The 16679-nt window shown below is 64.9% G+C and carries 4 protein-coding genes; 3 read left to right on the top strand and 1 reads right to left on the bottom strand.

Annotation, left to right across the window (positions count from 1 at the left end; translation table 11 throughout):
* Nucleotides 1–11: 11 nt before the first annotated feature.
* From PSEUDOMOFG3G_RS09505 to PSEUDOMOFG3G_RS09495, 3 genes are read left to right on the top strand one after another with little or no spacing between them, the layout of a single operon-like run.
* Complete coding sequence (locus PSEUDOMOFG3G_RS09505) at nucleotides 12–10217, top strand: non-ribosomal peptide synthetase (RefSeq protein ID WP_139049748.1); 10206 nt, start codon at nucleotides 12–14, stop codon at nucleotides 10215–10217.
* On the top strand, nucleotides 10214–14050 hold the full coding sequence (locus tag PSEUDOMOFG3G_RS09500; RefSeq protein ID WP_139049747.1) for a non-ribosomal peptide synthetase: 3837 nt from the start codon (nucleotides 10214–10216) through the stop codon (nucleotides 14048–14050). Before PSEUDOMOFG3G_RS09505 ends, PSEUDOMOFG3G_RS09500 begins: the two co-directional genes overlap by 4 nt.
* A 1-nt stretch (nucleotide 14051) precedes the next feature.
* The gene (locus PSEUDOMOFG3G_RS09495; RefSeq protein ID WP_139049746.1) at nucleotides 14052–15698 is read left to right on the top strand and encodes a cyclic peptide export ABC transporter; all 1647 of its coding nucleotides are present in this window, start codon (nucleotides 14052–14054) and stop codon (nucleotides 15696–15698) included.
* A 214-nt stretch (nucleotides 15699–15912) separates the two neighbouring features.
* On the opposite strand, the gene fhuF is transcribed toward PSEUDOMOFG3G_RS09495, so the two are convergent.
* Nucleotides 15913–16596, bottom strand: coding sequence for a siderophore-iron reductase FhuF (fhuF, locus tag PSEUDOMOFG3G_RS09490; protein WP_083714393.1), 684 nt, complete (start codon nucleotides 16594–16596; stop codon nucleotides 15913–15915).
* Between the last annotated feature and the right edge of the window lie 83 nt (nucleotides 16597–16679).

The raw sequence follows: 16679 nt of genomic DNA, 5'->3' as shown, positions 1-16679 counted from the left end.
ACCAAACAAGCATGAACAACATCGAAGACATCTACTCCCTTTCGCCGACCCAGCACGGCCTGTTGTTCCACAGCGTCTACGAACCGGATTCGCGGGTGTATTACCAGCAGTTGAGCCTGGACATGAACGGCCCGCTGCAATTGAGCGCTTTTCGTGGTGCCTGGCAGGCGCTGATGCAGCGTCACGCGGTGCTGCGCAGTGCGTTTCTCTGGGAAGAACTGGACGATGCCTATCAGGTGGTGCAACAGGACGTTGAGTTGCCCTTGACTGAACTGGACTGGCAGGACCGCGCCGAGCCCCAGGCCGCGCTCGAACAGTTGGCACTGGAACAGCGGGCGCAACCCCTGGAGCTGAATGACTCACCGCTGATGCGCGTGTGCCTGGTGCGCCTGGCCCCCGAGCGCTGGCACCTGATCTGGACCTTCCATCACATCCTCATGGACGGCTGGAGCGTCGGCATCGCCGTGCAGGAATGGCTGGCGCTGTACTACGAACAAGCCCATGGCCGCCCCGCCCACTTGGCGCCAACCCGCCCTTATCGAGACTACATCGCCTGGCTGGCGGAACAGGACATGGCCGCCACCGAAAGCTTCTGGCGCGAACAGTTGCAGGACGTGAGCGAGCCGACCCCACTGCCCAGCTTCGCCGTACGCCAGCCAGCGCCTGCGGGGGCACCGTTCGCCGAACGGGAAAGCCTGCTGGCCGCCAGCGAAACCGAGCAATTGGCGCACTTCGCCCGTCAGCATGACCTGACCATCAACACGCTGATCCAGGGCGCCTGGGCACTGCTGCTGGGTCAACACGCCGGGCGTGACGACGTGGTCTATGGCGTCACCGTCGCCGGGCGTCCGGAGAACCTGGCGGCGGTAGACAGCACCGTCGGGCTGTTCATCAATACCTTGCCGCTGCGCGTGCAATGGGCCGACGAGCCGACCCTGGTGGACTGGCTGCAACACTTGCAGCAAGCCAACAGCGATCTGCGCCACCACGCCTACCTGCCCCTGGGCAAACTCAAGTCGATGACGCGCATCGCCGCTGAACAGGCGCTGTTCGACTCGATCCTGGTGTTCGAGAACTTCCCGGTCACCGACGCACTTAACCAGGACACCGGTGGCTTGAGTTTCAGTGCCCCGAGCAGCGACCAGCAGGTCGATGGCATCACCCACACCCAAGGCCGCAACCACTTCCCGTTGTCGCTGATCGTGGTGCCGGACAAACAACTGCACTACCTGATCAGCTACGACCGCAGTCGTTTCAGCGATGCCGAAGTCGCGGTGTTGTCGGCCCAATTGCGCGCGATCCTGTTGGCGATGACGGCGCACGCGCAGTGCCGGGTCAGCGAGCTTGAATGGCTGAGCCCTGAAGAACGCCAACAATTGCTCGTGCAGGGTCGCGGCGTGCAACTGCCGGTAGCCGCTACGTGCCTGCACCAGCGCTTCGAACAACAGGTGGCCGCCCACCCGCAACAGCTGGCGGTGCGCGACCGCCAGAGCGCCCTGACTTACCGTGAACTGGATCAGCAGGCCAACCGCCTCAGCCAGTACTTGCGTGCCCAGGGCATCGGCCACGACAGCGTGGTGGCACTGGCCCTGGAACGCAGCGCCGAGTTCGTGATCGCCCTGCTCGCCACCCTCAAGGCCGGCGCCGCCTATCTGCCGCTGGACCTCAAGCAGCCTGCCGGGCGCCTGGCCGACGTGCTGGTGGACAGCCGCGCCGCACTGCTGATCGGTGCCGCCGCTTCACCCCTGCTCAAAGACCTGGCCGAGCACACGCCGACGCTGTGGTTGGCGGAACAGACCGACGCCATCGCCTCCCAGCCAGACACGCCACCGGTCGTGGTCCACAGCCCGACCGATGCTGCCTACGTGATCTACACCTCGGGCTCCACCGGCACCCCCAAGGGCGTGGTGGTCGAGCACCAGTCCATCGTAGATTACCTGACGGCGGTGCACGCAGTGCTCAACCCGCCACCGGCGGCTCGCTACGGCTTGCTGTCCAGCATCGCCGCCGACCTGGGCCACACCCAACTGTTCGGCGCCCTGTGCAGCGGCGCCAGCTTGTTGCTGGTGGATGAAGACAGCGGTTTCAGCCCCCTGGCACTGGCCGAACTCTTCGATCAACACCCGGTGGATGTGCTGAAGATCACCCCCAGCCATCTGGCCGGTCTGTTGCAGGCGCTGCCCGATGCCCGCCTGCTGCCCCGTGCCCTGCTGGTCTTCGGTGGCGACGCCCTCAGCCCGGCGCTGCTGGAACAGGTCAACCGCCTGGCGCCAGGGCTCAGGGTGTTCAACCACTATGGGCCGAGCGAAGCGACAGTCGGGGCGATTGCCACCGAGTTGCCGGCGGGCCTGCGCAGCATTGCCCTCGGCCGGCCACTGCCGAACCGTCAACTGCAAGTCGTCGATGCCAACGGCCGCCTGGTGCCCACCGGGGTATCCGGCGAACTGCTGATCAACGGCGCCCTGGCCCGGGGTTACCTGCACCGCCCGGACCTGACCGCCGAACGCTTCCATCTCGACGCCGATCAGCAACGCTGGTATCGCACTGGCGACCGCGTGCGCTGGCAAGTGGACGGCCAACTGGCGTTCCTCGGTCGGGTCGACAGTCAGGTCAAGATCCGCGGCAACCGCCTGGAGCTGGGCGAAGTCGAAGCGCAGCTCAAGCGCCTGTCGCCGCTGATCGAACAGGCGCTGGTCCGTGCCGTGGAACTGGACGGCAGTTTGCGCCTGGTGGCCTACCTGGTCGCCAGCCAGTCGCTGTCCGCCACGAAACTGCGTAACGACCTGGCTGCGCGGGTGCCGGACTACATGGTGCCGGCGCACTTCATCACCCTCGACGAACTGCCCCTGACCCGCAACGGCAAGGTCGATGTCCAGCGCTTGCCGCTCCCGCAAAAACCCACGGACGACAGCGCCACCCATGTCGCGCCGCGCAATGAAGTCGAAGCGCAACTGGCCGCCATCTGGCAGGAAGTCCTGAAGCTGGAACGTGTCGGCGTGCACGACAACTTCTTCGCCCTGGGCGGCGATTCGATCATCAACTTGCAGATCATCGCCCGCGCCAACCAGCAAGGGCTGAAACTCACGCCCCGCCAGCTCTTCGAAAACCGCACCATCGCCGATATCGCCCGGGTGCTGGGCGCCGATGCCAGCCATGGCGTGGCACACGAAATTGCCGATGGCTATGACCTGCCACTGGCCGCCGGGCAACTGGCGCGCCTGCAACAAGGGCCGTTGCACGCCACCTGGCGTTGCGTGGCGCTGAGCCAGGCGCTCGATAGCGAGCTGCTGAACCAGGCCATCTGCGCCTTACAGCAACACCACCAGGCCTTGCGCCTGGCGCTCAAGGCCCTGCCGGAGGGCCAGTGGCAGCAACGGGTACTGGTCGCGGCCAAGGCCCCGGTCATCGCCACCGAGAAACTGGAGACCTGCACGCCGGGGCAACTGCAAGCCCTGGCCCAGGCCGGTGTCGACGCGCTGGCACTGGACGCCGGCCAAACCCTGCATGCCCGCCTGCTGGAGGTGGACGGCAAACACGCCCTGCTGCTGGCCGCTCATCCGCTGTGTCTGGACGAGGCATCCTGGTCGCTGCTGCTGACCGACCTCAACCTGGCCCTGGCGCAACTGCGCCATCAGCGGCCGGTGCGCCTGTCCTACACCGGTGGCGATTTCACCCAGTGGACGCGGCACCAGCAGGCCCATGCACAGGGCGATGCCCTGGACGACGCCTGGGAACACTGGCTGCAATACGCCGGCACGGAAACGCTGCAACTGCCGGACAGCCAGCAGCCGGCCAGCGTGGTCGAGCAGACCCTGCCGGCCGCCACCTCAGGTGAGCTCAAGCGTTTGGGCGAAGTGCTGCAACTGGACTGGAACAGCCTATTGGCTGCTGCCGTAGTCGAACAGTGCCGTGAACTGTGCGGCAATGGCCTGGTTGCGCTGAGCGTGCACGATGCCCGTCCAAGCGCCGAGCGCCTGCCGGTAAATGCGCCGATTGCCGTGGCCGACCTCGACCCGGCACGCATCATGGGACCATTGGCCCTGGCGGTGCCGTACTTCCTCCAGCCCGAAGGCGACAGCCTGCTGCAACGCTTGCAGGCCCTGACCGCGCAAATGCGCGCCTACCCGCAGCACGGCGTCGACTATGGCGCCCTGCGCTACCTGTCGGACAACACCTACCTGCAAGAACCGCTGCGTGATCTGCCGGCGGCATCAGTGGCCATTCGCTGGCTCGGCAACCTCGACAGCCATCGCGAAGAGCGTGGCATCCTGGCCCAGGTCGAAGCCGCAAGCCCCGCGACAGCTTCGACTTGCCCGCTGACCCTGGACGCCTGGTGGCAGGACAATTGCCTGCACCTGCGCAACCACGGCGCCCTCGCCGCCGACTGGGCACCGCGCCTGGCACAACGCTTGAACGAACTCGCCGGATTGGCCAGCGCAGCCGACCTGCGCCCCGCCAGCCAGGCATTTGCGCTGTGCCACAAGCAAGCGAAAACCCTGGCATCCGAACCGCTGGACTGGGCGAACATCGAAGACGTCTACCCGCTGTCGTCCATGCAACAGGGCATGCTGTTGCACACCCTGCTGCAACCCCACAGCGGCATCTACCTGATGCAGCAACGCTACAGCTGGGACGGGGTACTGCAGCGCCCGGCGATGGAAGCGGCCTGGCAGTTGTTCCTTGAGCGCCACCCCATGATGCGCACTGCCTTCTGGTGGCAGGACGATCATGAGCCGCTGCAATGCGTATACCGCCAAACTCATCGGGCGTTCGACTGGCAGGACCTGCGCCACCTCGATGAAGAACAGCAGCGCCTGGCGATGGACCAGGCCCTCGAAGCACAGCGCCTGCAAGGTTTCGACATGGCCTGTGCGCCGCTGACCCACCTGCGGGTGTTCCAACTCGATGAGCGACGCTTCGCCGTGGTGCGCAGTTTCCACCACATCCTGACCGACGCCTGGTGCTTCGGCCTGCTGATGGAAGACCTGCTGGCGATCTATCAGGCCATCGTGCGCCAGGAGCCGGTGGCCCGTCCACGCCTGCGCTCCTTCCGCGGCTACATGAGCTGGCTGGAACGCCATGACATGGCCGCCGCCCATGCGTTTTGGCAGGCCGAAATGGCCGGTTTCAGCGAACCGACGCCACTGCATGTGGACAGCCCCGTGGCACGCCCGGAGCAGGCACCGGAACAGGTCGGCGACTTCGACCAGACCCTGAGCATCGCCCAGACCCAGCGGCTGCAGCAGCTGTGCCAGCAATACCAACTGACCCCCAACACCTGGATCCAGGGCGCCTGGGCGCTGTTGCTGTCGCGCTACAGCGGCAACCGCGATGTGCTGTTCGGCGTGACCGTCGCCGGCCGCCCGACTGACCTTGCCGGTGTGGAAGAAATGGTCGGGCTGTTCATCAACAGCTTGCCTCTGCGCATCGATGTCGATCCCGAGGTGCCAGTGGCCGACTGGTTGCAGGCGCTGCTGTCCCACAACGCGCAATTGCGCGAACACGAAAGCGCTTCGCTGGTGGACATCCAGCGTTGCAGCCAAGTGCCGCGCGGCCAGCAGTTGTTCGACAGCCTGGTGGTGTTCGAGAACGCGCCGCTGGATATCAGCAGCGTGAAACTGGATGCCTTCAGCATCGACATCTATGAAGACCGGGTGCACACCAACTTCCCGATGACGGTGGTGCTGTACCCCGGCGACCGCCTGGGCATTCGCCTGTCCTACGACAGCATGCGTTTCAGCACTGACACCGTGCAGCGCATGCTCGGCCATCTGGTGCAGTTGCTTTCGGGCATGCTGGAGACGCCGCAAGCGCCACTGGGCAGCCTGCACATGCTGCCCGAGGCGGAACGCCGGCAGTTGCAGATCGACTGCAACCGCAGCGACGTCGACTTCCCGCTGGAGCGCGGCTATGCGGCGCTGTTCGCCGAACAAGTGCGCAACCGTCCACAACACCTCGCTGCCGTATGCCAGGGGCAATCGCTGACCTACGCCGAACTGGACCGCCGCGCCAACAGCATCGCCCATGCGCTGCAAGCGGCCGGTGCCGGCCCGGAAACCCTGGTGGCGCTGTTCGCTGAGCGGGGCCTGGCCTTGCTGACGATGATGATCGCCACGCTCAAGGTCGGCGCGGCGTTCCAGGCCCTGGACATCCAACAGCCCCACGCACGCCTGGCGGAGCTGCTGGACCTGGGCGAAGCACCGCTGTTGCTGGTCTGCGAGCACGCAAGCTCGACGCTGGACAACGTCCTGCCGCAGATGCGCCAGCAACCCACCTGCCTGATCGCCCAGGCGCTCTGGCAAGGCCGCGAACAGCCGCCGGTCACCTACGCGCACAACCCGGATCAACTGGCCTACGTGATCTTCACCTCGGGTTCCACCGGCACGCCAAAAGGCGTGATGGTTGAACAACGCGGGATGCTCAACAACATGTTCGGCAAGGTCCCGAGCCTGGGCCTGGGTGAGCACGACCGGATTGCCCAGACGGCTTCGGCGGCGTTCGATATCAGCGTGTGGCAGTTCCTCGCCGCGCCGCTGTTCGGCGCCACCGTGCACATCCTTCCCGATGCCCAGGCCCACGACCCTATGGCTCTGCTCGATGCGGTTCAAGAGCAGCAACTGACGCTGCTGGAAACCGTGCCGGCGCTGATTCGCGGCATGCTCCAGGAAAGCCAGGCGCACCACACCCTGGCGAGCCTGCGCTGGCTCCTGCCCACCGGTGAGGCATTGCCGCCGGCCCTGGCGCGGGACTGGTTCGCCCGCTTCCCGGCGATCCCGTTGATGAACGCCTACGGTCCCGCCGAATGCTCGGACGACGTTGCCTTCTACCCCATCACCGAAGCGCCCGCCGACGACTGCCTGCACATGCCCATCGGCAAGCCGACCGCCAATAACCAGGTGTTCGTTCTCGACTCGGCGCTGCGCCTGGTCCCTGTCGGTGTACCCGGCGAATTGTGCATCGGTGGTGTCGGCGTCGGTCGCGGCTACCTGCGCGACCCGCAACGCACCCGCGAAGCCTTTGTTCCGCACCCGTTCCAGGCCGATGCGCGGCTGTATCGCAGCGGTGATATCGGCCGGATGCGCGCCGATGGCGTGATCGAATACCTCGGGCGGCGCGACCAGCAAGTGAAGATCCGTGGCCACCGCATCGAACTGGGCGAGATCGAAAACCGCCTGATGCAACACCCAGCGGTGGACAGCGCGGCGGTGCTGGCACTGCCCGACGCGCGCGGGGCGTTGCAACTGGTGGCCTGGTATGTGCTCGACGACACGGCCAACCTGGGCGGCGAGTCCGCGCAACAGGTCTTGAGCGCTTACCTGGGCCAGCAGCTGGCAAGCTACATGGTTCCAGCCCGTTGGCTGGCCCTTGCGCAATTGCCGCTGAACGCCAATGGCAAGGTCGACCGTCGCGCCCTCGCCGCCCTGGGTGTGCCCCAGGACGAAACGGCGCAGGCGCAGTGCTTGGCACCGCGCACGCCGACCGAGCAGGTCCTGGCCGAGCTGTGGCAGGAAATTCTCGGCCTGGACACCGTCGGTGTGCACGACGACTTCTTCGCCATCGGCGGTCACTCGCTGCTGGCCACCCAGGTGTTGTCGAGGATTCGCCGACGGTTGAACGTGAACCTGCCGCTGCGCACGCTGTTCGAGCGTGGCACCCTGGAACAATTGGCCGAAGCGGTCGATCAGCAACGCGACGCCCAGACCGAGGCCGACGGCAACAGCGAGATTGCCCTGGCGCCACGCAACCAGCCATTGCCGCTGTCCTACAGCCAGCAACGGTTGTGGTTCCTGGATCGCTTCGAAGGCCCCAGCGCCGCCTACAACATGACCACCGCCATCAGGCTGCGTGGTGCGCTGGACGTCGCAGCGCTGCAAGCGGCGTTGCAGGCCGTGTTCGAACGCCATGAGTCCTTGCGCACGGCGTTCCATCTCCACGGCGACCAGCCTTGCCAGGTCATCAGCCCGGCACCGCGGGTTGACCTGACGCCGACCGAGCTGAGTCACCTCGACCACGAGGAACAAGCGCAAACCCTGCAACGCTTGATTGATGAACAGGCGGCACGCCCGTTCGATCTGCAACAGGCGCCGATGTTGCGCGCCAGTCTGCTGCGCCTGGGCGCCGACGATCATGTGCTGCAATTGGTGCTGCATCATATCGCCACCGATGCGTGGTCCATGGGCATCCTCATGCAGGAGCTGATCGTCGGGTACCAGGCTCGTACCAGCGGTTCGACACCGGTGCTGCCGGTGTTGCCGATCCAGTTCGCCGACTATGCCTACTGGCAACGCAGCGAAACCCAACAGCGCCTGCTGGCACGGGCCATCGACTACTGGCGCCGCCAACTCGACGGCGCGCCAACGCTGATCCCGCTACCGCTTGACCAGCCACGCCCGGCGCGTCCCGACTATCAGGGGGCGGCCCTGGAACAACGCTTCACACCGGCCCAGGCCCAGGTGCTCAAGGCCTATGCTCAACAGCAGCGGGCGACGCTGTTCATGGTCCTGCTCAATGCCTTCAACAGCCTGTTGCAACGGGCCACCGGGACCAACGACTTTATCGTCGGCACCGACCTGGCCAACCGCGAACATCCGGCCCTGGAGCATCTCATCGGGTTCTTCGTCAACGTGCTGCCGATCCGTGCCCGCCTGAGCGAGGGCGAAAGCTTTGACGCCCGTCTGCAACGCTTGCGCGAGGATTGCCTGTCGGCGTTCCAGCACCAGCAGGTGCCGTTCGACAAACTGGTCGAGGAACTGCAACCGCCGCGTACACCAGGGGTCAATCCCCTGGTCCAGGTGCTGTTCGTCATGCAAAACACCCCCAGCGGCAATGCCAGCCTGCCTGAGCTTGAGGTGGAACACCTGGTATCACGCCAGGAAAGCAGCAAGTTCGACCTCGCCGTGTTTGTCGAAGAGGACGAAGATCAAGGCCTGAACGTGCGCTGGGTGTATCGCACCAGCGTGTTGCAGGAGCCGACCATCCAGCGCCTCGAACAAGGCTTCGAGAGCCTGTTGGAGCAGATCGTCTCGGCCCCGGGACAAGCGCTGGACAATTGGTCGTGGCGCCTTGAGGGTGGCAACGCCAGCGCAACGTCCCTGGCGGATTCGTCGCTCGACGAAGCCACGGCCCGCAGCGCCCGCAAGCAGTCCAAATTGAGCAAGCTCAAGCAGACCCGTGCAACCGCTGTGAGCCAGGTGGCCCATGAGCAGGTCCGTACCCGCACCCTCAGCGCCGGGCAAGCCTTGCCGTTGGTGATCGAGCCGTTGCTCGGCGACCTGGACCCGGTGCACTGGGCGCTGCAAGCGCGGGAATGGATCAATGCACAGCTGCTGACCCACGGCGGCTTGCTGTTCCGGGGTTTCAACCTGCCGGATGCCAGCGCTTTCGAACAGTTCGCCCAGGCCATCGAACCCGACCTCTACGGGACCTACGGTGACCTGCCGAAAAACAAGTCCGGCAAGAACATCTACCACTCCACGCCGTACCCGGAACAGCACATGATTCTCTTCCACAACGAGAGCTCCCATCTGCCGCAGTGGCCACGCAAGCAGTGGTTCTATTGCGAAACGCCGGCGCCGCGTGGCGGTTGCACGCCCATCGTCGATTGCCGGCAGGTGCTGGCGCGCTTGCCCGAGGACATCGTCGCTCGCTTCAAGGCCCTGGGGCTGCTGTACGTGCGGCACTTCACCGACAAGCTGGATGTGCGCTGGCAGGACTTCTTCAAGACCGAACAGCGCGAGGAAGTCGAGCGCCAATGCCTGGCGTCGGGCATGCGCTGGGAATGGCTGGGGGCCGACAACCTGCGGATCGCCCAGCACTGCCCGGCCATCGTCGAGCATCCCGAGACCTTGGAACTGTCGTTCTTCAACCAGGTGCAACTGCACCACACCGCCTGCCTGGAGCCGGAAGTGCGCAGCAACCTGATCAGCCTGTTCGGCCCCGGACATTTGCCACGCAACGTGTACTACGGCGATGGCAGCGTGATTGAAGACGCAGTGATGCAAGTGATCGGCGAGGCTTATGAAGACTGCGCGGTACGTTTCAGTTGGCAAAAGGGTGACATGGTGATGCTGGACAATATGTTGGTGGCCCACGCTCGGGATCCCTTCGAGGGTGAGCGCAAGATCTGTGTCGCCATGGGCCAGATGATGCGTCGCGAACAATTGACCGGTTGCCTGCCCGAAGCACAGCCGCCGCTGGCTGCGGAGGTGCAGGCATGAGCGCCTTTGAAACTCGCGAAGAAGCCTTCGCCCTCTCGCCCCAACAACGCAGCCAGTGGTTGGCGGGGTTGCCGGCGGCGCGCCTGGAACTGGAAATAAAAGGCCCATTGGCCCTGGAGCGTCTGCACCAACGACTCGCCGCCCTGAGCGTGTGCCACGAGGCCCTGCGCCTGCGGGTACGGCCAGAGCCAGGCTTGCTGATGCCCTTGCAAGTGGTTGAATCCACGGTCACGGCCACGGACGCCATCAGCGTCGAGGTGCAAGCGCTCGACGGCGATCGGCAGCGGGTCACGCTGCAACTGCCGGCGCTGAGCGCGGATCGCGGGACCTTGCTGCGCCTGGCGCAGGCATTGGGCTCGATAGAGGCGCCATCGGTGGATGACGAGGCCATGACCTATACCCAGTACAGCGCCTGGCTCTACGAGTTGCAGGCCGATGAAGACGCCGAGCCTGGCCGGCGTTTCTGGGCCAGCCAGGCCTTGGACGAAGCGGTCGCCAGCGAGTTGCTCTACCGTGAGGTTCGCAGCGACCGCTCCGACGCCCCGGTGACCACTCGCTTGAGCGCCAACCCACAGTTGAGCATGGCCCTGGACAGCTTTTGCCAACGTCACGACGCATCGCCCGAACAAGTGCTGATGACGGCCTGGGGCGTGCTGTTGCAGCGCCTGAGTAGCGGCGACAGCCCGGCACTGACCTTGAACTGGGTCCACGATTGCCGCGACGACTATGAAGAACTCGCCGATTGCTGGGGATTGTTCGCCAAGCCCCTGCCCCTGCGCTGGCAAGCGGCGGCGGACAGCCAGTTTGCCCAGGCGCTGGCGAACCTGCAGGTGCTCTGCGAGCAAGCCACCGAATGGCAGGAATACTGCGGCGTCAGCGCTGCACTGCCGGCCGACACTTTGCAGTACGGCTTCCAGTGGGGTGGGCAGTTGCCCGATCGACTCGACACCTTGGGCAGCATGGCGTCGACGCTCACGGTGCTGGACGCACAGGCCATCCCCGCGGGCATGGAGCTGCTGTTGGTGGCCGAAACGACCGCTGGCGGCTATCGCCTGAACCTCTGCCACCTGCCGGGCCGCTACAGCGAACAGGCCGCCCTGGTTCTGCTGGAGCAATTCCAATCGCTGCTGCTCGATGCCCTCGCCAATCCAAGCAAGCCCCTGGCCGAACTGTCAGTGCAGGCGCCGAGTTTTACCGCAACGCTGACCGCCCTGCAGGCGCCATCCGACGCTACGGCACTGCCGTTTACCAGCGTGCCGGCGAGTTTCGATGAATGTGCCGCGCAGTTTCCCGAATATTTGGCCCTGCGCGACCCCAATGGGCAGTTGAGCTATGCCCAACTGCAGGCCCGCAGTAACCAACTGGCGCATTTCCTGCGCGCCCAGGGCGTGGGTCGCGAAGATCGCGTGGCGCTGTACCTGGATCGCTCGGCACAGATGGTCCTGGCCATGCTCGCCGTGCTCAAGAGCGGCGCGGCGTTCGTTCCCCTGGATGTGCATCAGCCGGCACAACGCTCGCTGGCGATCCTGCAACAAGCCCAGCCGACCTTCATACTCAGCGGCTCGGCCGGCAGCGCCCCTGCGTTGCCGGGCATCGGCAGCCTCGACCTGCGCGAGGAAGCGGCCTGGCAGCAAGCGCCAACGACTGCAACCAACGTCGAGATCCAAGGACAGGACGCGGCCTACGTGCTGTTCACTTCCGGCAGCACCGGTACACCCAAAGGCGTCATCGTCGAGCACCGACAGCTGGCCAGTTATGTCGCCAGCGTATCCCGGCGCTTGCAACTGGCCGCAGGCGAACGCAGTGCAGTGGTCACCTCACTGGCGGCCGATCTGGGCTACACGTTGCTGTTCCCGGCCCTGCTCAGCGGCGGCGAATTGCACCTGCTGGACAAGGAAACGGCCATGGACGCCCAGGCTTGGGCAGCCTGGCAGGCGCAGTACCCAATCGATCACCTGAAGATCGTGCCGTCGTTGCTCGACGCCTGGTTGATTCATGCCCAAAGCGCTGCCGTGTTGCCGCGCAAACAATTGATACTCGGTGGCGAAAGCTGCTCGCGGCGCCTGCTGCAAAGCATTCGCAGCCTTGCTCCGGCGCTAACGGTCTTCAACCATTACGGCCCGACCGAAACCACCGTTGGGGTGGTGATGCACAAAGCCGATCCGAGCGTGGATTATCGTCGCCTGCCCCTCAGCGACCGCCTCGACGGCATGCGCCTGTACCTGCTCGACGAGCAGCAAGCGTTGGCCGCCCCAGGGCAAAGCGCCGAGCTGTATATCGCCGGCCCGCAACTGGCCCGCGGGTACCTGGACACGCAACAAAGCGCCGGACGTTTTATCGAGCTGGCACATCGGCCGGGCGAACGCCTCTATCGCACCGGCGACATGGCCCGCTATCGCCATGACGGCAGCCTGGAGATCACCGGGCGGGCCGACCGCCAGGTGAAAATTCGTGGGTTCCGCGTGGAACTCGACGAGATCCAGGCGCAGCTGACCAACCTTCCCGGTGTGGCCCAGGCCGCGGTGGAATGCATCCCTCGCGGCGAGCTCGGCCAGCAACTGTTCGCCTTCATGACCCTGGCGCCCGGGCATTCGACCACAGTCGCCAGGCTGCATGGCCAGGCCCAGGATTGCTTGCCGGACTACATGCTGCCCACCCTGCGGATCGTCGAAGCCTTGCCCCTGATGGGCAACGGCAAGCTCGACCGCAAGACCTTGCAGCAATGGGCTGACAAAGTCCTCGACACGGTCGGCAGTGCCTTGCCACGCACGCCGCTGGAAGCCTTGCTCGCAGAGGTCTGGGCACAGGTGCTGGGCCTGGAGCGAGTGGGCATCGACGATGATTTCTTCGAGCTGGGCGGCCATTCCCTGGCGGCGGTGACGCTTGCCAGTCGCCTGCAGACCGCGCTGTCGGCACCGGTGACGGTCAATGCGGTGTTCAACGCCCCGAGCGTCTCGGCATTTGCAGCATTGGTGCAGGCCGAACTCAAACTCTCGCCACTGGTGCGGTTGTCGGCGCCAAACGCTGTCGAAGCCGCCAACCTGTTCTGCTTCCACCCCTCCACCGGCCACGTGCAGGATTACCGCACGCTGCTGGCGCCGCTGTCGGCCTGGCAGCTGTGGGGCTTGCAGGCGGCGTACCTGAGCGATGACAGCACAACGCTGGGCGGCGATATCGAGAGCCTCGCCGCGCTCTATGTCGAGCACCTGCGCCAACAGCAACCCCAGGGGCCGTACCACCTGCTGGGCTTCTCCCTCGGTGGTCTGCTGGCGATTGCCGCGGCCGCGCGCCTGGAAAGCCAGGGCCAAGCAGTGGCGTTTCTCGGTATCATCGACTCGCAGTACCAGCATCAAGCGCCAGAAGACAGTGTCGAGGCGCTGCTGGAGTCAGCCTCCCAAGCGCTGACACCGGACAGCCAGAGCGTGATGCGCCGGTTGCCGCCACCGATCATGGCCGCATTGCTGGAGCAACTGGACGCCCTGCCCCCAGCGGCACGCCTGCCGGAGCTGGTGCAGTGGGCACGCCAGCAAGGCCTGCAACTCGATGGCGACAGTTGGGAGCATTTGCAAACGCGGCTGCGCTACCAGCAGCACACGCAGCATCTGCTGGCGACCTTCAAGCCTGCCCGGCTAAGCTGCCCGGTGCATGTCTGGTGGGCCAGCGACACCCTGGCCCAGGCCGACTTCGCCGACCCGCATTGGGAAGACCTGAGCAGCGGGCCGTTGACCCGCGAGGTCATCACGGCGCAACACCTGACCATCCTTGAGCAACGCGCCTTGCACGAACAATTGGCGGCGCGTCTCACGGCCATTGCTACACACGGAGCGGTTTGAAATGGATCTGTTGTTACTCATGGCTAAACGCTCCTGGCGCGCACTGCTGGTGGCGACCCTGACGGGGTTGATCTGCGGCCTCGCGGCTGCCGGCCTGATCGCCAACATCAACCACAGCCTGGAGGTGTTCGACAAGCTGCGCCCGGTGGATGGCCTGCTCTTCGCTGGCCTGGTGGTGTTGGTCGCGGTGTCGCGGATCATCTCCGACATCAGCCTGTTGCGACTGGGCCAGGCTGCGGTCAACGACATGCGCCTGCACCTGAGCGCCAAGCTGATCGACACGCCTTACGCGCAATTGCAGCGCCTGGGCAAGCATCGCCTGCTGGCGATGCTCACCGACGATACGCAGACCATCAGCCAGGCGGTGGAGTTGGTGCCGATCCTGCTGGTCAATGTCGGGATCATCGCCGCGTGCCTCGGCTACCTGGGTTGGCTCAGCATGCCATTGCTCGGCCTGACGCTGCTGCTGATCGTCCTGGGCAGCCTGAGCTTTCACTGGCCGCAACGTCGGGCGCTGACCTCGATCTCCCGTGCTCGCGAGCTCAAGGACCAGTTGTTCAATCAGTACCGCCTGCTCACCGATGGCAGCAAGGAACTGCAACTCAACCATCCGCGCCGGCAGCACTTCTTCACCCGCCTGCTGATACCGGTGAGCCAGCAATACCGCCGCGATTTCGTGCGGGGCATGAGCATCTACGCCTTGGTCCTGAACTGGGGCAATGCGGTGTTCTACATGCTGATCGGTGTGGTGCTGTTCGCCGCGCCGCATTTCATCGACCTGAGCGCGAGCCTGGTCACCGGCTATATCCTGGCGATCCTCTACATGATCACGCCGTTGTCGGAGCTGATGCACGCCTTGCCGACCCTCGGTCGGGCCAGCGTGGCCCTAAACAAGATCCGCGCCCTGGAAGGCGAGATGCAAACCGCCGACGAAACCGTCGAGACGATCTCGCCGACCCAGGTTCGCAGCCTGGTGTGCCGCCAGGTCACCCACACTTACTACCGCGAGCGCGAGGACGGTCATTTCACCCTGGGCCCCATCGACCTCACCCTCAATGCCGGCGAAGTGGTGTTCATCACCGGCGGCAACGGCAGCGGCAAGACCACCCTGGCGCTGTTGCTGACCGGGCTGTACCGGCCGGAAAGCGGCGACGTCATGCTCGACGAACAAGTGTCCTCGAGCAATGACAATCACCATTTCCGACAGCACTTCTCAGCGATCTTCACCGACTTCTGCCTGTTCGAAAACCTGTTCGATGGCGACGATCCGCACCTGGTGAAACAGGCTCAGGACTACCTGGTGCACCTGCAACTGGACCACAAGGTGCAAATCGAGAACGGCAAGCTGACGACGCTGGCGTTGTCCACCGGGCAACGCAAGCGCCTGGCGCTGCTCAGTGCGTATCTGGATGATCGCCCCTGCTACCTGTTCGACGAATGGGCGGCCGACCAGGACCCGGTGTTCAAGCACTTCTTCTACACCCGGATCCTGCCGGACCTGCGCGAACGCGGCAAACTACTGATCGTCATCTCCCACGACGACGCCTACTTCGGCCTGGCCGACCGGCTGATCCGCATCGAACATGGCAAGCTCAGTGAAGTCGCTCCCCAGGCTGACGCCGCGCCCCTGGCGCAAATGCTTTCGTGAGGAAACTTTAAACCCTGTGGCGAGGGAGCTTGCTCCCGCTGGGCTGCGCAGCAGCCCCAAAACCATTGAGCACGGTGTGTCAGGAAAAACAGTTGCCAGGTTTTACGACTGCTGCGCAGCCGGGCGGGAGCAAGCTCCCTCGCCACAAGAACTCATGCAAGCCACACAATGTGGGGCTCTTCTGGCCGCGGCTGTTCAAAACCTGCGCCCAACCCTACTCATAGATGTAATGCAAATAGCTCACCTGCTCCGCCAGCGGCAGACGGTGCAGCTTGGGGCAGGATTCGCAGAGCACCGGCGGTTGGCCTTCGACCGGCTCGTGCAGTTGGTAATGCAGGCAACAATGCCGGCGCAATGGCAAGCACGGGCAAATCTGCGGCGCTGGTGATTCGACCATGCGTTGCAGGCCTCGCAGCTTCAAGCGCCCGTTGTTCACCGTGACCTGCTCCAGCCACTGGTGCGCCTCGGCAAAACCGTCTTTGGACAGGTCAGGGTCCATTCTGGCAAAGGCACCGTCCCAGATAGCAACGAAGTTGCCCCACAATATTTTCGGGGCCAGGCCACCGGCGGCGGCCAATGTGCTGAACAGCGGCGCCAGGTGCTCGTGGATCAACCGCGACCAGTACACCGCACGGCCATCCGCGTCCAAGGCTGACAGTCCGGCGGCCAGGCCCAGCGCCGCAGGTTGGCCATCGTCGTGCAACAGCAATGCCTCCTCGCCCCAGAACTCGATCGCGCAGCGACGCGTCAGCACACAGGCCAGGGTGGCCGGCAGGACGATACTCATGTAGTTCATCGACCACTGCGAAACCACGGCGGCGCGGTTCACCCCTGGGTAACGCAAGGCAAACCGGGTCAGCAAGGGTTGCAGTACGCCAGGGTCGGCAAGCTGGCTCAACGCGATGGCAGGCTGATCACCAGGTTCCTGCCGAATGACCCGCTGTATCGGCGGCCAGGCCTGGTTAAGCCATTCTGGAAATT

Source organism: Pseudomonas sp. FG-3G, assembly GCF_901007645.1.
GTDB lineage: Bacteria > Pseudomonadota > Gammaproteobacteria > Pseudomonadales > Pseudomonadaceae > Aquipseudomonas > Aquipseudomonas rhizophila.
This window is presented reverse-complemented; position numbering and strand designations above follow the sequence as displayed.